The 19,420-nt window shown below is 71.7% G+C and carries 13 protein-coding genes and 1 tRNA gene; 5 read left to right on the plus strand and 9 right to left on the minus strand.

Translation table 11 applies throughout. From position 1 onward, the window contains the following. Window position 1: 1 nt before the first annotated feature. On the minus strand, window positions 2-1,672 hold the full coding sequence (argS, locus tag C1C97_RS03265; RefSeq protein ID WP_158591121.1) for an arginine--tRNA ligase: 1,671 nt from the start codon (window positions 1,670-1,672) through the stop codon (window positions 2-4). Window positions 1,673-1,795: 123 nt separating this feature from the next. Here argS and C1C97_RS03270 point away from each other — a divergent pair. Next, a tRNA-Arg gene (locus C1C97_RS03270) sits at window positions 1,796-1,868 on the plus strand. A 63-nt stretch (window positions 1,869-1,931) separates the two neighbouring features. Here C1C97_RS03270 and C1C97_RS03275 read toward each other — a convergent pair. Both C1C97_RS03275 and C1C97_RS03280 read right to left on the minus strand, forming a co-directional pair. Then, window positions 1,932-2,303: a hypothetical protein gene (locus C1C97_RS03275; protein WP_233542690.1), complete on the minus strand. Its 372-nt coding sequence runs from the start codon at window positions 2,301-2,303 to the stop codon at window positions 1,932-1,934. A 295-nt stretch (window positions 2,304-2,598) separates the two neighbouring features. Beyond that, window positions 2,599-3,591 carry an ABC transporter substrate-binding protein gene (locus C1C97_RS03280; RefSeq protein WP_110919809.1) on the minus strand — a complete coding sequence of 331 codons (993 nt, stop codon included), beginning with the start codon at window positions 3,589-3,591 and terminating at the stop codon, window positions 2,599-2,601. 162 nt (window positions 3,592-3,753) lie between these two features. On the opposite strand from C1C97_RS03280, the gene hrpA reads away from it, so the two are divergent. Next, entirely contained in the window at window positions 3,754-7,890 is a 4,137-nt protein-coding gene (gene hrpA / locus C1C97_RS03285) for an ATP-dependent RNA helicase HrpA (RefSeq protein WP_199712163.1), read from the plus strand. 62 nt (window positions 7,891-7,952) lie between these two features. Here the strand turns inward: hrpA and C1C97_RS03290 are convergent, their stop codons facing one another. Both C1C97_RS03290 and C1C97_RS03295 read right to left on the minus strand, forming a co-directional pair. Then, a complete protein-coding gene (locus C1C97_RS03290; RefSeq protein ID WP_110920899.1) occupies window positions 7,953-8,384 on the minus strand; it encodes an HIT family protein in 432 nt (143 codons plus the stop codon). A gap of 50 nt (window positions 8,385-8,434) precedes the next feature. Further along, window positions 8,435-9,097, minus strand: a complete 663-nt coding sequence (locus C1C97_RS03295) for an MBL fold metallo-hydrolase (protein ID WP_110920898.1) — start codon at window positions 9,095-9,097, stop codon at window positions 8,435-8,437. A gap of 243 nt (window positions 9,098-9,340) precedes the next feature. Between C1C97_RS03295 and C1C97_RS03300 the strand changes: the two genes are divergently transcribed. Together C1C97_RS03300 and C1C97_RS03305 are read left to right on the plus strand one after the other, a co-directional pair. Continuing rightward, window positions 9,341-9,790, plus strand: coding sequence for a Fur family transcriptional regulator (locus C1C97_RS03300; RefSeq protein WP_110920897.1), 450 nt, complete (start codon window positions 9,341-9,343; stop codon window positions 9,788-9,790). Beyond that, window positions 9,787-10,764 carry a diacylglycerol/lipid kinase family protein gene (locus C1C97_RS03305; RefSeq protein ID WP_110920896.1) on the plus strand — a complete coding sequence of 326 codons (978 nt, stop codon included), beginning with the start codon at window positions 9,787-9,789 and terminating at the stop codon, window positions 10,762-10,764. Before C1C97_RS03300 ends, C1C97_RS03305 begins: the two co-directional genes overlap by 4 nt. A 22-nt stretch (window positions 10,765-10,786) precedes the next feature. On the opposite strand, the gene C1C97_RS03310 is transcribed toward C1C97_RS03305, so the two are convergent. The 4 genes from C1C97_RS03310 to C1C97_RS03325 form a co-directional block, all read right to left on the minus strand. Further along, a complete protein-coding gene (locus C1C97_RS03310) occupies window positions 10,787-11,785 on the minus strand; it encodes a metal ABC transporter permease (protein ID WP_121030536.1) in 999 nt (332 codons plus the stop codon). 11 nt (window positions 11,786-11,796) lie between these two features. Next, window positions 11,797-12,639, minus strand: a complete 843-nt coding sequence (locus tag C1C97_RS03315; protein WP_110920974.1) for a metal ABC transporter ATP-binding protein — start codon at window positions 12,637-12,639, stop codon at window positions 11,797-11,799. 4 nt (window positions 12,640-12,643) lie between these two features. After that, complete coding sequence (locus tag C1C97_RS03320; protein ID WP_233542691.1) at window positions 12,644-13,624, minus strand: metal ABC transporter solute-binding protein, Zn/Mn family; 981 nt, start codon at window positions 13,622-13,624, stop codon at window positions 12,644-12,646. Window positions 13,625-13,781: 157 nt separating this feature from the next. Beyond that, entirely contained in the window at window positions 13,782-15,239 is a 1,458-nt protein-coding gene (locus tag C1C97_RS03325; RefSeq protein ID WP_110920994.1) for a GuaB1 family IMP dehydrogenase-related protein, read from the minus strand. Between the two features lie 270 nt (window positions 15,240-15,509). Between C1C97_RS03325 and C1C97_RS03330 the strand changes: the two genes are divergently transcribed. Next, window positions 15,510-19,409: a multifunctional oxoglutarate decarboxylase/oxoglutarate dehydrogenase thiamine pyrophosphate-binding subunit/dihydrolipoyllysine-residue succinyltransferase subunit gene (locus tag C1C97_RS03330; RefSeq protein ID WP_121029969.1), complete on the plus strand. Its 3,900-nt coding sequence runs from the start codon at window positions 15,510-15,512 to the stop codon at window positions 19,407-19,409. The last annotated feature ends 11 nt before the right edge of the window (window positions 19,410-19,420 follow it).

Below are 19,420 nucleotides of genomic sequence, written 5' to 3' on the forward strand. Positions count from 1 at the left end.
ATCACATCCGCTCCGGGGCGGAGACACCCAGCAGGTCCAGCCCGTTGGCGAGCACCTGGCGCACGGCGTCGTTGAGCCACAGGCGGGTGTGGTGCACGAGCTCCACGGGGGCGTCGCCCTGCGGGGTGACCCGGCACGCGTCGTACCACCGGTGGTAGGCGCCCGCGAGCGCCTCCAGGTGGCGTGCCACGCGGTGCGGCTCGCGGAAGGACGCGGCCTGGGCGACCACGGACGGGTACTGGCCGAGCGCGGCGAGCAGGTCTGCCTCGCGTGCGTGCTCGAGCAGGGCGGCGTCGAACTGCGGGGTGCCGTCCTCGGCCGTGCGCCGGACCCCGGCGGCCTCCGCGTTGCGGGCGACCGCGCACGTGCGGGCGTGGGCGTACTGCACGTAGAACACGGGGTTCTCGTTGGAGCGCCGGGTGAGCACGTCCAGGTCGATGTCGATGTTCGAGTCCACGGAGTACCGGGTCAGGGAGTAGCGCGCGGCGTCCACCCCCACGACCTCCACGAGGTCCTCCATGGTCACCACGGTGCCCGCGCGCTTGGACATCCGCACGGCCTCGCCGTCACGCACGAGGTTGACCATCTGCCCGATCAGCACCTCCACGGCGTCCGGGGAGTCCCCCAGCGCAGCGGCCGCGGCCTTGAGCCGGGCCACGTAGCCGTGGTGGTCCGCACCGAGCATGTAGATGCACAGGTCCGCGCCGCGGTCCCGCTTGTTCTTGAAGTAGGCGATGTCACCGGCGATGTAGGCCGCGTTGCCGTCCGACTTGATGACCACGCGGTCCTTGTCGTCCCCGTGCTCCGTGGAGCGCAGCCACCACGCGCCGTCCGCGAAGTAGAGGGAGTCCGAGGAGCGCAGCTGCTCCAGCAGGGTCTCCACCTGGCCGCCCTCGAACAGGGAGTTCTCGTGGAAGAAGACGTCGAAGTCCACCCCGAACTCGTGCAGCGAGGACTTGATCTGGGCGAACATCAGCTCCACGCCTGCGGCCCGGAAGACCTCCTGGGGGTCCTCCGACTCCAGTGCGTCCGGGTGCAGGGCGAGCACCTCCTGGGCGACGTCCGAGATGTACTGCCCGCCGTAGCCGTCCTCGGGAGCGGCCTCGCCGCGGGCCCGGGCCAGCAGGGAGCGGGCGAAGCGGTCGATCTGGTTGCCGTGGTCGTTGAAGTAGTACTCGCGCACCACCTCGGCGCCCTGGGCCTGCAGGACCCGGGCGAGGGAGTCGCCCACGGCCGCCCAGCGGGTGCCGCCCAGGTGGATGGGACCGGTGGGGTTGGCGGAGACGAACTCCAGGTTGATGGTGGTCCCGGCCAGGGCGTCCCCCGTGCCGAACGCGCTGCCCTGCTCCACGACCGACTGCGCGAGCTCACCGGCCGCGGCGGCGTCGAGCGTGATGTTGAGGAACCCCGGGCCCGCGATGTCCACGGTCTTCACACCGGGCACCCGCGCGAGCCGCTCGGAGAGGATCTGTGCGACGTCCCGAGGGCTGCGCCCCACTTTCTTTGCCACCTGCATGGCCACCGTGGTGGCCCAGTCGCCGTGGTCACGGTTCTTCGGGCGCTCCACCTTCGCCTCGGGCAGGTCGACGCCGTCCACCGGGCTCAGTTCACCGGCGGTCACGGCGTCCTGCAGGCATGCGGACACGGCTGTGGAGAGTTCTTCAGGAGTCACCGTGCCAGTGTAACGGGGCGGGTTCCCCCGGGCCGACCCGCGGTGACTGGTGCCCGGCGCGGACCTGGTAGTATCGTCGAGTTGTCGTTGCGCACCGGGGTTCCCGGCGTCGCAGTCCGATGCGCCCGCGTAGCTCAGTGGATAGAGCGTCTGCCTCCGGAGCAGAAGGCCGTAGGTTCGAATCCTATCGCGGGCACTTTTCATGCCCTCGTCACGGCGTGCCGCCCGTGCGACCCCAGTGACGCAGCGCGGGCCCGGCTCAGCGCCTGCCCCGACGCTGCTCCCGGATCCGGTAGTTGGGGTTCAGCTCCAGCGGGTCGTACTCGTTCATGACCGACTCCGAGCCGTACTCCTCCTCCAGCAGCAGATCCTCCGCGACCGGCTGGGGGGCCGCCGTGCGGCGCAGCACCACGCCCACGATGGTGAGCACGCCGCCCACGGCCAGCGTGCCGAATCCCACGACCACCATGATCCAGCCCCGCTCGGTCAGGGGCTGCCCCCCGCGCTCCGCGGACGCCTGGCTCAGTGCCACGAGCCCCTCCGGCAGCGAGAAGCAGCACACGAACAGCAGGATCAGCCCCACCGCGGAGATGACGGACGTCGTGCGCTGTCTGCGGCGGGACTGGTTCACTGGGATCACTGACCTTCCGGTGCCACCCCCGGAGCGGAGGTGCCACCCGTGGAGGCGCCGCCCACGCGGACGCCCCGGGACGGAGCGGTCGGTGCAGTGGCGCTGCGAGCTGTCCCCAGAAGCGTAGCGCCCACAGGGGCGGGTCCGCCCGTGACGGGCTGCGGCTCACGGGGCCCGGCGGGTAGGCCCCGCGGTGGCCCCGCCTCGTCCAGAGCTGCCCGCCCGGGACGAGGCGGGCCCGCGCGCCACCACGCGCCGGGTGCCGAGGTCGAATGCGGTTCCCCGCGCACGGGTGCTACTGGATGAGCCGATCGGCCCTGTCCCGCAGGCGCTGCGGGATCTCCACCCCCATGGCCCGCGCGGCCCTGGCATTGACGACGAGCCTGGTGTCCTTCTGCCCCGCCACGGCCAGGTCCCCGGGCTCGGCGCCGTCCTTGAGGATGCGCACGGCCATCTCACCGGTCTGCCGTCCGAGAGCCGTGTAGTCGAGAGCCCGGGTGGCGAGCGCGCCGCGCTCCACGGAGTCCCCGTCACCCGCGACGAGCGGGATCTTCTTGGCCTCCGCGGCGGAGATCACCGCCTCCAGACCCGCCACCACCGTGTTGTCGGTGGGCACGTAGAGGGCATCGGTGTCCAGGGAATCGGCGGCCTGCGCGACCTCCGCGGTGGTGGTCACGGTCTTCTCCACGACCTTCAGTCCCTCGGCCTGGGCGGCCTTCCTGGCCTGCGCCACCTGGACCTGGGAGTTGGTCTCCGCGGAGCTGTCGATGATGCCCACGGACTTCGCCTCCGGCTTCAGCTGCTTCACCAGGTCGATCTGATCCGCCACGGGGTTGCCGTCCGTGGTGCCGGTGATGTTTCCGCCGGGGGCGTCCGTGGCGTCCACCAGCCCCGCGTCCACCGGATCGGTCACGGCGGTGAACAGCACGGGCCGGTCCGTCACGGCCTGCGCCAGGGACTGGGCCGCCGGCGTGGCGATGCCCAGGACGAGATCCTCCTGGCCGGAGGCGAAGTCGGAGGCGATGCCCGTCGCCGTGGCCTGGTCTCCCGAGGCGTTGCGCACGTCCAGGGTGAGGTTCTCGCCCTCCGTGTACCCGCCGTCCGCGAGCGCCTGCACGAAGCCCTTCCGAGCGGCGTCGAGCGCGGGGTGCGCCACGAACTGGGAGATGCCCACGGTGACCTTCTCGTGCGTGGCCCCGCTGGACGGGTCGCCGCCGCCGGAACCGCAGCCGGTCAGCAGCAGGGCCGCCGCGGTGGCCGCGCCGGCGACCGGGAGCAGACGCTTCATGGGGTGGTTCCTTCCGTCACGGAGCACTCGTGGGTGGCCGGCACGCACCGACCGGTCGGACACGAGGCGCGGCCCACGTTCAGTGCTCATTGTGCGCGCCCGGTGGGCGGGAGGTCCGTCACACCCGTGTGTCGGGGGCGGCCCGTAGACTGCTGCGTTGTCATGACTGAGCTCAGCACCCCGCCCCGCATCGTGTATCCGGACAACCTCCCCGTCAGCGCGCGCCGGGAGGACATCATGGCCGCCATCCGGGAGAACCAGGTGGTGGTGGTCGCCGGTGAGACGGGCTCCGGCAAGACCACGCAGCTGCCCAAGATGTGCCTCGAGCTCGGCCTCGGCGAGGGCGGGCTGATCGGGCACACCCAGCCCCGCAGGATCGCGGCGCGCTCCGTCGCGGAGCGGATCGCGCACGAGCTCGGCGAGCGCGTGGGTGCCACCGTGGGCTACCAGGTGCGGTTCACGTCCGAGGTGGGCAAGGACTCGAAGGTCAAGCTCATGACGGACGGCATCATGCTGGCGGAGATCAGCCACGACCCGCAGCTCTCCCGCTACAACGCGATCATCATCGACGAGGCCCACGAGCGTTCGCTCAACATCGACTTCCTGCTGGGGTATCTCCGGCGGCTGCTCCCCCGGCGCCCAGACCTGAAGGTGATCATCACCTCCGCGACCATCGACCCGCAGCGCTTCGCGGAGCACTTCGCGCACGAGGACCCCGAGCACCCGGACGCCGCACCGGAACCCGCCCCGGTCATCGAGGTCTCGGGGCGCACCTACCCCGTGGAGGTCCGCTACCGCCCGCTCACCCAGGAGCGCAGCGGGGATGGCGGCGACGACGAGGAGGACACCGGGGACGGCCTCGCGGACGAGGACCGCGATCCCATCGACGCCGTGTGCGACGCCGTGGTGGAGCTCTCCCGGGAGCCCCGCGGGGACATCCTGGTTTTCTTCGCCGGCGAGCGCGAGATCCGCGACGCCCAGGACGCGCTGCAGCGGGTGATCGACTCCCACCGCTCCCTGTCCGGGACGCAGATCCTGCCGCTGTTCGGGCGGCTCTCCATGGCCGAGCAGAACCGGGTGTTCTCGCAGTCCTCCCACCGCCGGATCGTGCTCGCGACCAACGTGGCGGAGACGTCCCTGACCGTGCCCGGGATCAAGTACGTAATCGATCCCGGCACCGCCCGGATCTCCCGCTACTCGGCGCGCACCAAGGTGCAGCGGCTGCCCATCGAGCGGATCTCCCAGGCCTCGGCCCGGCAGCGCGCCGGGCGCTGCGGGCGCGTGTCCGACGGCGTGTGCATCCGGCTCTACTCCGAGGCGGACTTCGCCTCCCGCCCCGAGTTCACGGACCCGGAGATCCTGCGCACCAACCTGGCCGCGGTGATCCTGCAGATGATCGCCGTGGGCGTGGTCTCGCAGCCCACGGACATCACCGAGTTCCCGTTCGTGCAGAAGCCGGACCCCCGCGCCGTCAAGGACGGCGTGGTGCTGCTGCGCGAGCTCAGTGCCCTGCGCGGCTCCGGTGATCCCCACGAGGACGACGCCGCGGCGTCGCCCTCCCGCCCCGACGGCACCTCCCGCGGAGCTCGCTCCCGCGGCGGCCGACGCCGTCGCGGTGGTGACCGCGCGCGGGGGCCGCTGACCCGCACGGGCGAGATCCTCGCCGCCCTGCCCGTGGACCCGCGGCTGGGCCGGATGATCGTGGAGGCCCAGCGCCGGGGCTGCGTGCGCGAGGTGCTGGTGCTCACCGCCGCACTCACCGTGCAGGACCCCCGGGAGCGCCCGCTCGAGAAGCGCCAGGCCGCGGACGAGTTCCACGCCCGTTTCAAGGACAAGACCTCGGACTTCCTCTCCTACGGGCTGCTGTGGCAGTACCTGCAGGAGCAGCAGGCCGAGCTGTCCTCCTCCCAGTTCCGCAAGCTGTGCCGGCGCGAGTTCCTGAACTTCCTGCGGATCCGGGAGTGGCAAGACCTCTACGCCCAGCTGCGCCAGATCGCCCGGCAGGTGGGCATCGACGCCGGCGGCTCGCGGGAGATCGACGTGGCCGCGAACCAGGACGCCGTGCACAAGTCCCTGCTCTCCGGACTGCTGAGCAACATCGGTGTGCGGGACGAGCGCACGCGGGAGTACCGGGGGGCGCGCGGCACGCGGTTCGCGATCTTCCCGGGCTCGGCGCTGTTCAAGAAGTCCCCGGACTGGATCGTCTCCGCGGAGCTCGTGGAGACCTCCCGGCTGTGGGCGCGCACCAACGCCGCCATCAAGCCGGAGTGGGCCGAGGAGATCGCCCCGCAGCTCGTGAAGCACAGCTACTCCGAGCCGCACTGGTCCCGTTCCCGCGGTGCGGTGATGGCCTCCGAGAAGGTCACCCTCTATGGCCTGCCCCTGGTCGCCGAGCGACCCGTGCTGTTCTCGCAGGTGGATCCGCGGCTCTCCCGCGAGCTGTTCATCCGCCACGCTCTGGTGGAGGGCGACTGGCAGACCCGCCACACCTTCGTGAAGCGCAACCGCCGGGCCGTCGCGGAGGTCGAGGAGCTCGAGAACCGCATGCGCCGCAAGGACCTGCGCGTGGACGACCAGGTGCTCTTCGACTTCTACGACGCCCGCGTCCCCGCGACCGTGGTGTCCCAGCGGCACTTCGACGCGTGGTGGAAGAATGCCCGCCACGAGGACGAGCACCTGCTGGACCTGACCCGCGAGGACCTGATCGCCCCGGAGGCCCCCTCCCTGGACACGGAGTCCTTCCCGCGTGCGTGGCAGGTGCGCTCCGCCGAGGGCGATCTCAGCCTGGACCTGGACTACGAGTTCGCGCCCGGCACGGACACCGCGGACGGTGTCACGGTGCGCATCCCCGTGCTGTTCCTGGACCGGCTGGCCCCCGAGCAGTTCGAGTGGCACATCCCGGGGCTGCGCGTGGAACTGGTGACCGCGCTCATCAAGTCCCTGCCCAAGGCCGTGCGCCGCAACTTCGTGCCCGCCCCGGACACGGCCGCCACCGCGGTGGCGCGTCTGGACGAGGAGTTCGACCCCGCCACCGATTCCCTCCTGGAGTCCCTGGCCACGGTGCTGCGGCGGCTGCGCGGCCACCCGGTGCAGGCCTCGGACTTCCAGCCCGGGACGCTGCCCGCGCACCTGCGCATGCGCTTCGAGGTCCGTGACGCCCGCAACAGGGTGCTCGGGCGCGGCTCGGACCTCCCCGAGCTGAAGCAGCGGCTGCGCCCCGCCGTCCGCGAAGCGCTGGCGGCTTCCCTCGGTGGCGCCGTGGCCCAGCTGTACGACGCCGCCCAGGACGCCTCGCCCGCGTCCGGACGGTCCGCCTCCGGACGGGACGACGTGGCGGGCCGGGGCTCGGGGCGGGGCCACCGCCGCTCCGGCCGCGGCGCGAACGCCACCCCCGAACGCCCGGCGGCCTCCCTCGAGCGGACGGGACTGACCTCGTGGCCCGAACCGGACCCGCCCCGCAGCGTGGAGACGGTGGTGGCCGGTCAGACCGTCACGGGCTACCCCACGCTCGTGGCGGTGCCCTCCGCGAAGGCCGGGAGCACGGACGTCCCCCGCGTGGACGTGCGCATCCTGAGCGACCCCGAGGAGCAGCGCGTGGCCCAGCGGGACGGTGTGATCGCCCTGCTGCAGCACGTGCTGCCCTCGGTGCACCGCTACGTGGTGGAGCACCTGAGCCAGAAGGAGCGGCTGATCTTCACCCAGAACCCCCACGGGTCCGTGGAGGCGCTCATCCACGACTGCACGGTGGCCGCGATCGACCGCCTGGTCCCGCAGGACCCGCCGTTCACCCGCGAGCAGTTCCGGGAGCTCACGGAGCACGTGCGGGCGGAGCTGATCGACACGGTCTTCGCGGTGAGCACGCTCGTGACCACCACGCTCACCGAGGCGAACACCGTGCGCAAGCGGCTGAAGAAGCCGGGCTCGCTCGGCGCGGTTCCGGCGTTCAAGGACATGGCCGAGCAGGTGGACCGTCTGGTGCACCCCGGATTCGTGGCCAGGACCGGCTGGCAGGCCCTGCAGCACCTCCCCCGGTACCTGGCCGGGGTGAACGGCCGGCTCGACAAGCTCTCCGGGCACCTGCAACGGGACGCCGTGGCGATGCGCACGGTGCACGACCTCGAGGCGGAATACCAAGCCGCGCGGGACGCCGTGCCGGCCGACGCCCCCGTCCCGGCGGCCCTCACCCGCGTGCGCTGGGACCTGGAGGAGCTGCGCATCTCGTTCTTCGCCCAGGAGCTCGGAACCGCCCACACCGTGTCGGAGAAGCGGATCCGCAAGCAGCTGCGGGACCTCGGCTGACCGGTACCGGGTCCCGGTCCGCGGACGGCGGGCGGGCAACCGGTCCGGGAAACCGCAGGCGGTCAGTCCTGCTGCGGCACCTCGTCGTGGTGGCCCTGGGCCACCAGTGCCTCGCGGATGCGGCGGGCGGAGTCGTCCATCACCGCGGGGTCCGGGTCCTGGTCCACGTTCGCGAAGTCGAACTCCTCGATCGAGTTGGTGGGCCACACGTGCAGGTGGGTGTGCGGCACCTCGAAGCCCTGGATCATGAGGCCCACCCGCTTGGGGCGGTAGGCGGCGTCGATGGCCTTGCCGATGCTCTGGGAGACCCGCATGAGGTGCACCGCGAGCTCCGACGGCAGGTCCACCCACGCGTCGATCTCCTCCCGGGGCACCACGAGCACGTGTCCCTGCGCGAGCGGCTGGATGGACAGGAAGCCCACGCACCGCTCGTCCGCCCAGACGAAGCGCCCTGGCAGCTCGCCCTCGATGATCCTGGTGAACACTGAACTCATGACGGGGTCCTTTCGACGGGACGGGTGGGGTGCGGCGGGCTGCCGGCGGGTCAGTCGGAGGCCAGCTCCACGCTCTCGCGAGCGGGCAGGTGGCGGAACTCGGTTCCGTAGCGGGCGGAGAACTCGGTGACCATGTGCTCCACCAGCTGCAGACCCGTGTCGGAGAGCAGCGCCTCGTGGATCGGGAACGCACGGGTGGCCCGCGTGGCGACCACGAAGTCGATGACCTCGGAGGTCTTGGACCACGGCGCGTGCAGCGGGACCAGGACGGTGGGCACGGTGAGCCCGTGCGGCACGGTGAAGGAGTCACCGGGGTGGAACACGGCGCCGTCGATCACGTAGCCTACGTTGTCCACCGTGGGGATCAGCGGGTGGATCAGCGCGTGCTGCCCGCCGTAGGTGGCCACGGAGAACGGACCGGCAGTAAACTCGGTGTCCGCGGTGACCGCATGCAGCCGTCCGGTGTCCGTCACGCGGTCCGCGAGGGCCTCGACCACCGCCGCCGGGGCGTGCACGTCCACGCCGGGAGCGGCGTCCAGGGCGGCACCCACCCGGTCGACGTCGCAGTGGTCCGGGTGCACGTGGGTAATGAGCACGGTGTCCGCGCCCTCCAGGGCCTCCTCGACCTCGGAGAACGTCCCCGGGTCGATCACGAGCACCGCGCCGGCCTTCTCGAACCGCACGCACGAGTGGGTGAACTTGGTCAGCAGCATGGTGCCACCCTAGCGGCTGACCGAGGGTTCGTCGCGGGTGGTGCGGCCCCGTGCGGCAGCCCCGGGCCCGGCGGGCGGCCACGCTCTCACCGGGGTCGAGCGGCTACGCTCCCACCGGGGAGCGGGCGCACCCTCACCGGGGAGCGGGCGCGCCCTCAGCGGAGAGCAGGGCCCGGAGGGAATACCCGCCCGCCGCCCGCGTTAAGATGGGCCGAACGCCCGCTCGCGGAAAGGACGCCTGGGTTGAGCAGCAAGACCACCGAACCCGCGGAGGTTCGCAACACCAAACAGCGCCGTGCCGTGAGCGCCGCACTGCAGCGGCTGGAGGACTTCATCTCCACCCAGGACCTGCACCGGCTGCTCCAGGACCGGGGGGAGTCCGTGTCCCTGGCCACCACCTACCGGATCCTGCAGTCCATGGCGGAGCTGGGCCAGGTGGACGTCCTGCGCACCACGGACGGCGAGGCCATCTACCGCCGCTGCGAGGCCCAGCACCACCACCACCACCTGGTGTGCCGCTCGTGCGGTGCCACGGTGGAGCTCGAGGCCCCGGAGATCGAGACCTGGGCGGAGAGCACCGCGCGGCGCCACGGCTACGCGGACGTGGACCACACCGTGGAGATCACCGGGATCTGCGAGGACTGCGCGGCCCGCACCCGGGACGGCTCGGCAGCCGCGGACCCCGCCCCGTGACTCCCCGCGCCGCCCGGGACGTCCTGCTGGTCCACAACGGCGCCTCCCGCACCGCGCGCGGGGCGTGCGAACGGGCCGCGGGCATCCTGCGGGCGGGTGGGTACCGTCCCGAACCCCTGGCCGGTGCCTCGGCCGCGGCCCTCGGACGTGCCCTGACCGAGACCCTGCGGGCCCGCTCCACGGACGTCGCGGCGGTGGTGGCCGTGGGCGGTGACGGCATGGTGCACCTGGTCCTGCAGGCCCTGCACACCGTCGGCGAGCAGGGCGTGACCGTCCCGTTCGGTCTCGTGCCCGCCGGCTCCGGCAACGACCTCGCGCGGCACCACGGGGTGCCCACCGGGGATCCGGAGCGCGCCGCCGGGCGCGTGCTGCGCGGGCTGGAGTCCCCTTCCCACACCATGGACCTGCTGCACGTGACGTGCGCGGACGGCTCCGAGCACGTGTGCGCCACCGCGGTGTGCCTGGGGCTCGACGCCCGCGTGAACGCCCGGGCCAACCGCTGGTCCCGGGTGCGTGTCCCCGCCAAGTACGCCGCGGCGCTCGCCCTGGAGCTCGCGGCCATCCGGGCCCGCCGCTACGAGCTGTCCTGGACCTCCCCGGACGGCACGGTCCGTGCGGCCCGGCGTGCGATCACCTTCCTCACGGTCGCCAACACGTCCTCGTTCGGCGGCGGGCTGACGATCGTGCCCCGCACGGACGCGACGGACGGCGTCGCGGACCTGTTCACGGTCTCGGACGTGGGCCCGGCGCGCCTCGTGTGGCTCTTCCCCCGGCTGTGGCTCGGCACCCACGAGTCCCTGCGCGAGGTCTCGGTGGAACCGGTCACGGCCGCCGCGGTGGCCGTGACCGGCGTCCCCGGCACCGAGGGCGCCGACCACCGGGACCGCGACGCCGCCCACGGCGACGGCGAGCGGCTCGGCCCGCTGCCGGTGAGCGTGCGGGTGCTGCCCGCGGCCCTGCACGTCCTGTTCTGAGCCGTCGGCCCGTGCCGAACCGTCAGCCCGTTCCGGGCCGGTCACCCGTTTTGAGCGGTTCGAGCCCGCCGGGTCCGGGAGCCGGGTCCGCTGCGGCGGTCTCCTCGGGAACACGGGTGGCGCCCGCGGTGAGCGGCGCGCTCGCCCCGCGGTGCGGCGTCGTGCGGCGGTACGACGACGAGCGCTCCCGCACCGCGCGCACGGCCCGGGACACGAGCCACAGCAGGAACGAGATGGTGGTGACGTACGGGCTGATCGGGATGTTCCCGCCCAGGGCCAGCAGGATCCCGCCCACCATGGCGAGCTCCGCGAAGAGCACCGAGAGCACCACCGTGCGCGCCGGGCTCGAGGTGAGGTTCATGGCCGCGGCGGCCGGGGTGATGAGCAGCGCGAGCACGAGCAGCGCTCCCACGATCTGCACCGACAGCGCCACGGAGATCCCGAGCAGCACCATGAACACCACGGCGAGCCCGCGCACCGGCAGCCCCTTGGCCCGGGCCACGAGCGGGTCCGTGCTCGCGAACGTCAGGGGCCGCCACACCCCCACGAGCGTCACGAGGACCACGGCGGAGAGCACCACCATGGAGGTGAGCTGCAGCGAGGACACGGACACGATCTGCCCGGTGAGCAGGGAGAACTTGTTGGAGGAGCGGCCCTCGTAGAGGGAGAGGAAGAGGATGCCGAGGCCCAGACCGAAGGGCATGAGCACCCCCACCAAGGAGTTCCCCTCCCGGGCGCGCAGCCCCGTGAAGCCCATGACCAGAGCGGCCAGGACGGAGCCCAGGAGGGACCCGGTGACCACGTCCGCACCGAGCAGCAGGGCGGCGGTGGCACCCGCGAAGGACAGCTCCGCGATGCCGTGGACGGAGAATGCGAGATCCCGCATCATCACGAACGTGCCCACGAGCCCGCCCACCAGGCCCAGCACGGCGCCGGCCCACAGGGAGTTGCGCAGCAGGCCCAGCAGCTCGCCGTAGTTGTCGAAGACGAACACGGAGCCCACGAACGAGTTCCAGTCGATGGCGGCCGTGATCACGGGAGCAGCTCCTCCGGGGCGTCGGTGTGGTGGGTGCTGTCCGGGCGCCCGGCCACCAGGATGCGGCCGTTGCTGCGCAGCACCTCGATGCCCGTGCCGTACAGCTCGGAGAGCACGTCCGAGCGCAGCACCTCGTCCGGGGTGCCGATCCGGAACGAGCCGTTGGCCAGGTACAGGATGCGGTCCACGTGCTCGATGATGGGGTTCACGTCGTGGGTGACGAACACCACGGAGCAGCCGGTGCGCTCGCGCTGCTCGTGCACGAGTTCGCTCACCACGTGCTGGTGGTGCAGGTCCAGGGACAGCAGGGCCTCGTCGCACAGCACGACCGTGGGGTCCGCCGCGAGTGCCTGGGCGATCCGCAGCCGCTGCTGCTCCCCGCCGGAGAGCAGCCCCACGGGGGCGTCCGCGTACCCGGTGGCACCCACGCGCGCCAGCAGTTCGTCCACCCTGCGGTGCACACGGCGCGGGTGCAGGCGCACGCCCCAGCGGTGCCCGTCCACCCCCTGGGCCACGAGGTCCCGGGCGCGCAGCGGGGTGCGGGCCGGGAAGCCACGCTGCTGCGGCACGTAGCCCACCCCACGGGCCGCGGCCCGCGGCCGGGTGCCGTTGACGCTCACGGTGCCGTGGCTCAGCGGCAGCAGCCCCAGCAGCACCCGGAGGAAGCTCGTCTTGCCCGTGCCGTTGGAGCCGAGCACCGCGAGGTACTCCCCCGGCGCCACGTCCAGGGTCAGCCCGGACCACAGGGTGCGGTCCCCGAAGGCCAGTCCGGCGTCCTGGAGCCGTATCACCGGGGCCGCACCGTCATCGGCGGCCGTGTGCGCAGTGCTCGATCCCATGTCCCTACTTCGTGAGTGCTTTTGCCACGTGGTCCGCGTTCTCCGTCATCCACTGCTGGTAGTTCCTGTTGTCCGGCACGGTCTCCGTGAACTCCACCACCGGCTTCCCTGCCTCCTGGGCGGTGTCGCGCAGCCGGTCGGTCTGACCCGTGGAGGTCTGCCGGTTGAGGGCGAGCAGCGAGACGTGGTCCCCCGCCACGAGCTCCAGCGTCTCGTGGAGGGCCGCGGGCGGGGCGTCCGATCCGGAGTCGATCGCCTCGGTGAACGCGGCCGGGGTGTCGTCGTGCAGACCGGCATCCTCCAGAAGATACCCGGGCACGGGCTCGGTGGCCACGTAGCCGCCGGATGCCCCGATGTCCTTGATCTTCCGGTCCACCCCGGCCAGCTCGTCCTTGACCCGGGCGGCGTTGTCCGTGTAGGTCCGCTCGTTCTGCCGGTCCACCTCCCCCAGCTGCTGGGCGATCCGGTCCACCACCTTCGTCATGGTCTCCACGTCGTACCACACGTGCTCGTTGAAGCCGCCGTGGTGGTGGTGCTCCTCCCCGGACCCGTGGGAGTGCTCGTGCTCGGCGGCCGCGTCCTTCTCCTGCTGCGACTGCAGGCCCGAGACGTCCACGGCGTCCACCACGTGCTGGTCCTGCGGGGAGAGGTCGGCGATGAACTGGTCGTACCCGCCGCCGTTGCGCACCACCAGGTCCGCCTTCTCCACGGTCAGCCGGTCCTGCGGCGTGGCCTCGTAGGAGTGGGGGTCCTGGGCGGTGGAGCGGATCAGCGGCGTGGCCTCCACGCGGTCGCCGCCCACCTGTGCCGCCAGGTCCGAGTAGACGTTCGTGGAGGTGACCACCCGGATCCTGTCCCCGTCCCCCGAGTCACCGGCCCCCTCCGCGCCGCCCTGCGCGGAGCACCCGGTCAGCGCGATGCCGGTGAGCACCCCGAGTGCGAGCACGCCCTTCCCTGCGTGTGGGGCGGTACGGCGGACGGTCATGGGCATCAGCTCCCTGCTCGACGTCCCCTCGGCCTCCGAACGGGCCAATGAGAATCACTGTCATCTGAATGAGCGCGAGCATATCATGAACGATTCTCATCTAGCGGGAGGATGAGAACACCCCGCTCCGCGACCGGGCCCGGCCCGACGGAGCGCTTCAGGTCCAGGACTCGGAACGGGGGCGGCCCTCGTCGTAGCCGGACTGGGACTGGATGCCCACCACCGCGCGGGCGGCGAACTGCCGCAGGGTGGTGGCCCCGGCGTAGGTCATGGAGCTGCGCACGCCGGAGGTGATGTGGTCCAGCAGGTCCTCCACGCCGGGGCGCTGCGGGTCCAGGTACATGGTGGAGTTGGAGATGCCCTCCTCGAACAGCGCCTTGCGGGCGCGCGAGAACCGGTCCTCCCCCAGCGTGCGGTGCCGCACGGCACGGGCGGAGGCCATCCCGAAGGACTCCTTGTACGCCCGCCCGTTCGCGTCGATGTTGATCTCCCCGGGGCTCTCGTGGGTTCCGGCGAACCACGAGCCCACCATCACCTGGCTCGCGCCGGCGGCCAGGGCCAGGGCGACGTCGCGCGGGTGCTTCACGCCGCCGTCCGCCCACACGTGGGCCCCGAGGTCCGCCGCGGCCTCCGCGCACTCCACGACCGCCGAGAACTGGGGGCGGCCCACCGCCGTCATCATGCGGGTGGTGCACATGGCACCGGGGCCCACGCCCACCTTCACGATGTCCGCGCCGGCCGAGACGAGGTCCCGCACGCCGTCCGCGGTCACCACGTTGCCCGCGACCACGGGCACTGCCGGGTCCAGTGCGCGCACGGCGGAGACGGCCTCCACGGCCTTGACCTGGTGCCCGTGGGCGGTGTCCACCACGACGACGTCCACGCCGGCGTCGAGCAGCCGGGCCGCCTTGGCGGAGACGTCCCCGTTGATGCCCACGGCCGCCCCCACGCGCAGCCGCCCGTCGGCGTCCAGGGCGGGGGTGTAGATGGTGGAGCGCACCAGGCCCTGCCGCGTGACGATCCCCGCCACCCGGCGCCCCTCCAGGACGGGTGCCGCGGACACGCGGGCGTCCGAGAGTGCCTCGTACACCGGGCGCAGCGCGGTCACGTCCGGGTCCCGCGGGAGGTCCCCGTCCTGGAACACGGGTCCGTCGGTGCGCGCCAGGTCCCCGAGCTGCGTGAAGCGGTCCACGTCCCGGCAGTCCGCCTCCAGCACCATCCCCGCGTAGTCCTCGTTCTCGTTCACCACGAGCACCGCGCCGTGGGGGCGCTTGTGCATGATCCCGAGGGCGTCGTGCACGGTGTTCGTGCGGTGCAGCACCACCGGGGTCTCGTAGCGCGGCGAGCGGCCCTTGACCCACGAGGTCACCTCGGCGATCACGTCCAGCGGGATGTCCTGCGGCAGGATCCCCAGTCCGCCGCGCCGGGCCATGGTCTCCACCATGCGCCGCCCGGTCACCGCCGTCATGTTCGCCGCCACGAGCGGGAGGGTGGCCCCGGTGCCGTCCGCGGGCGCGAGATCGGCGTCGAACCGGGAGGTCACACGGGACATCGAGGGCACCAGGAAGACGTCGTTGTAGGTCAGGTCCGTGGTGGGGGTCGTCAGGAAGCGCATGGCAGCACAGTCTAGGCCGCTGCCCCGGCCGGCGGCAGGGCCGGGAGCGGCGGCGGGGAAGGCCCCGGGCGACGTCGCCCCCGCCCGCCCCGGGGCGACAGGTGGCACCGGCCCAGTCGCCTCACTAGACTGAAAATCCGGTACGGCTTTGCGTGCGCGAAGCCCGTCGAGGGCTCCCGCGGTCGGTACACTCCGTGGGAGCCATACAGGGGCCGCGAGGACCAGCTCGCCACCCGGGACACCAGTACAGATGGAAGAGGCGTATCACTCGTGCCAGACCAGCCGCATCACCTTATCCCCGAAGAATTTGCCGGCAACGAATGGCTCGTGGACGAGCTCTTCGAGAAGTACCAGGCGGACAAGAACTCCGTGGACGAGAAGTGGTGGCCCATCTTCGAGCAGATGGCGGACGAGGACGCGTCCCCCTCCGGCAAGGACGCCGCGGCGAAGTCCTCCCGGAACGGGCGCCCCGCCACCGGGACCCCCGCCAAGGACGACTCCGGCAAGGACACCTCCGCCGCGAACGACGCCGCGGCACCCGCCGCCGCACCGGCCCGCAAGAGCACCTCGACCCCCAAGGACGCCCCGGCCCCCCGGAAGACCGAGCGCGCGGCGTCCCCTGCTCCCGCCGCGACCGGGGCGAAGGCGAAGGGACGGCCCGCGGGCGTGGACACCGAGTCGGAGACCAGCGAGGGCGCCGCCGCCAAGCGACCCATCCGCGCCCAGCCCGAGGACCGCAAGGACGAGACCCCGGCCAAGGCCGACGAGAAGCCCGCCGAGGACACCGTGGTCAAGCTGCGCGGCCCCGCGAAGGCAGTGGCCGCCAACATGGACGCGTCCCTAACCGTCCCCACCGCCACCACCGTGCGCGCGGTGCCCGCGAAGCTGCTGATCGACAACCGCATGGTCATCAACTCGCACCTGGCGCGCAACCGCGGCGGCAAGGTCTCCTTCACCCACCTCGTGGGCTACGCCGTGATCCGTGCGCTGTCCAACTTCCCGTCCATGAACGTGGTCTACGACGACTCCGACGGCAAGCCCGCCGCGATCCACCCCGCGCACGTGAACTTCGGGATCGCGATCGACATTCCCAACAAGGACGGTTCCCGCAACCTGGTGGTGCCCAACATCAAGGGCGCCGAGACCATGTCCTTCCAGGAGTTCTGGAACTCCTACGAGGACATTGTCAAGCGCGGCCGCACCGGCGCGCTCACCATGGAGGACTACGCCGGCACCACCGTCTCGCTGACCAACCCGGGCGGGATCGGCACCGTGCACTCCGTGCCGCGGCTGTCCAAGGGCCAGGCGTGCATCATCGGCGTGGGCGCCCTGGACTACCCCGCCGAGTACAAGGGCGCCTCGCCCCGCACGATCGCCCGCAACGCCGTCTCCAAGGTCATCACGCTGACGTCCACCTACGACCACCGCGTGATCCAGGGCGCGGGCTCCGGTGAGTTCCTCAAGCTCGTGGAGCACTACCTGCTGGGCGGGGACGACTTCTACGACCACATCTTCGAGGCCCTGCGCATCCCCTACGAGCCCGTGCGCTGGGCCGTGGACAACCAGGTCAACCCCGAGATCGAGATCAACAAGGTGGCCCGGATCCAGCAGCTGATCCACTCCTACCGCGTGCGCGGGCACCTCATGGCGGACACCAACCCGCTCGAGTACGTGATGCGGCGGCACCCGGACCTGGACATCCGCACCTACGGGCTCACCCTGTGGGACCTGGAGCGCGAGTGGCCCACCGGCGGCTTCGGCGGCCAGAACCTGCTCACCCTGCGCGTGATCCTGGGGCGGCTGCGGGACGCCTACTGCCGCACCGTGGGTGTGGAGTACATGCACATCCAGGAGCCGGAGCAGCGCGAGTGGTTCCAGTCCAAGCTCGAGCGCGACTACCAGAAGCCCGCCCGCGAGGAGCAGTTCCACATCCTGGAGCGGCTCAACGCCGCCGAGGCCTTCGAGACCTTCCTGCAGACCAAGTACGTGGGGCAGAAGCGCTTCTCGCTCGAGGGCGGCGAGTCGCTCATCCCGCTGCTGGACGCCATCATCTCCGACGCCGCGGACGCCTCCCTGGCCGGCGTGGGCATCGCCATGGCCCACCGCGGCCGCCTCAACGTGCTCACCAACATCGCGGGCAAGTCCTACGCGCAGGTGTTCCGCGAGTTCGAGGGCAGCCAGGACCCGCGCGCCTCCGAGGGCTCGGGTGACGTGAAGTACCACCTGGGCACCGAGGGCGTGTTCACCTCCGACAACGGCAACGAGACGCAGGTGTACCTGGCCGCGAACCCCTCCCACCTGGAGGCCGCGGACCCGGTCATCGAGGGCATCGTGCGCGCCAAGACGGACGTGCTGGGCGCGGGCCCCGAGGGCAACGGCGACTACCCCGTGCTCGCCATCCAGGTCCACGGCGACGCCGCCATGGCCGGGCAGGGCATCGTCTACGAGGTCATGCAGATGTCCGGGCTGGAGGGCTACAACGTGGGCGGCACCATCCACGTGGTGGTCAACAACCAGGTGGGCTTCACCACCGCCCCGTCCGCCGGACGCACCTCCACGTACTCCACGGACGTGGCGCGCACCGTGCAGGCGCCCATCTTCCACGTCAACGCGGACGATCCCGAGGCCGTGGCCCGCGTGTCGCAGCTCGCGTTCGAGTACCGCCAGCGGTTCCACCACGACGTCGTGATCGACCTGGTCTGCTACCGCCGCCGCGGTCACAACGAGGGGGACGACCCCTCGATGACCCAGCCGCTGATGTACTCGCTGATCGACGGCAAGCGCTCCACCCGCAAGGTCTACACCGAGAACCTCGTGGGCCGCGGGGACATCACGCAGGAGGAGGCGGACCGGGCTCTGAAGGACTACCAGGAGCGCCTGGAGCGGGTGTTCGCGGAGACCCACGAGGCCCAGAACTCCACGGTCCCGCTGGTCACCGGAGACGCCGCCGCGATCGCGAACATCGAGCGCCCCTCCGCCCAGCAGGCGGACTCCGGGGTGTCCGTGCCCAAGTCCACGGCGATCTCCCCCGAGACCGCCCAGCGCATCGGCGACTCCTACGTGGAGATGCCGGAGGGCTTCACCATGCACCGCAAGCTGAAGAAGCTCGCGGAGAAGCGCCGGGACATGACCCGAGAGGGCGGCATCGACTGGGGCATGGGCGAGCTCATGGCCTTCGGCTCGCTGCTCATGGACGGGGTTCCCGTGCGGATGTCCGGCCAGGACGTGCGCCGCGGCACGTTCACCCAGCGCCAGGCGGTGTTCTTCGACGCCGAGAACGGTGCCGAGTGGACCCCGCTGAACAACCTCTCCGCGGACCAGGCCCGGTTCTCGATCTACAACTCCCTGCTCTCCGAGTACGGCGTGCTGGGCTTCGAGTACGGCTACTCCGTGGAGCGGCCCGAGGCGCTGACCGTGTGGGAGGCGCAGTTCGGTGACTTCACCAACGGCGCGCAGACCATCGTGGACGAGTTCATCTCCTCCGCGGAGCAGAAGTGGGGTCAGCGCTCCAACATGGTGCTGCTGCTGCCCCACGGCTTCGAGGGCCAGGGCCCGGACCACTCCTCCGCGCGCATCGAGCGCTTCCTGGTGCTGTGCGCGGAGAAGAACATGATCGTGGCCCAGCCCTCCACCCCGGCGAACCACTTCCACCTGCTGCGCCGCCAGGCGTACTCGCGCCCGCGCCGCCCGCTGATCGTGGCCACCCCCAAGCAGCTGCTGCGCCTGAAGGCCGCTGCGTCCCCGGTGGAGGAGTTCACGCAGGGCAACTTCCAGCCGGTCATCCCGGACGTCGCGGAGCTCGACGACTCCAAGGTCACGGACGTGGTCCTGGTCTCGGGTCGCCTGTACTACGACCTCGTGGCCCAGCGGCAGAAGTCCGACGACCACTCCACCGCGATCGTGCGCGTGGAGCAGCTCTACCCGCTGCCGCTGGACGAGATCAAGGAGCAGCTGGACCGGTACCCGGACGCCCGGGTCATCTGGGCCCAGGACGAGCCGGCCAACCAGGGCGCATGGCCGTTCATGGCCGTGAACCTCGTGCCCCAGCTGGGCCGCCAGGTGACCCTGGCCTCCCGCCCCGCGTCCGCGTCCCCCGCCAACGGCTCGGCCAAGCGCCACGCCGCGGAGCTGGAGACCCTCGTGCAGCAAGCGTTCGACCGCGGAGAGTGAGCACCGCGTGA

The sequence above is a fragment of the Kocuria tytonis genome (assembly GCF_003226895.2).
GTDB lineage: Bacteria > Actinomycetota > Actinomycetes > Actinomycetales > Micrococcaceae > Kocuria > Kocuria tytonis.

Excerpts from the sequence above, each read along its gene's own strand:
- C1C97_RS03280 (WP_110919809.1), bottom strand. The coding sequence starts at position 3,591 with ATGAAGCGTCTGCTCCCGGTCGCCGGCGCGGCCACCGCGGCGGCCCTG.
- hrpA (WP_199712163.1), top strand. The coding sequence starts at position 3,754 with ATGACTGAGCTCAGCACCCCGCCCCGCATCGTGTATCCGGACAACCTC.
- C1C97_RS03290 (WP_110920899.1), bottom strand. The coding sequence starts at position 8,384 with ATGAGTTCAGTGTTCACCAGGATCATCGAGGGCGAGCTGCCAGGGCGC.
- C1C97_RS03295 (WP_110920898.1), bottom strand. The coding sequence starts at position 9,097 with ATGCTGCTGACCAAGTTCACCCACTCGTGCGTGCGGTTCGAGAAGGCC.
- C1C97_RS03315 (WP_110920974.1), bottom strand. The coding sequence starts at position 12,639 with ATGGGATCGAGCACTGCGCACACGGCCGCCGATGACGGTGCGGCCCCG.
- C1C97_RS03320 (WP_233542691.1), bottom strand. The coding sequence starts at position 13,624 with ATGACCGTCCGCCGTACCGCCCCACACGCAGGGAAGGGCGTGCTCGCA.
- C1C97_RS03325 (WP_110920994.1), bottom strand. The coding sequence starts at position 15,239 with ATGCGCTTCCTGACGACCCCCACCACGGACCTGACCTACAACGACGTC.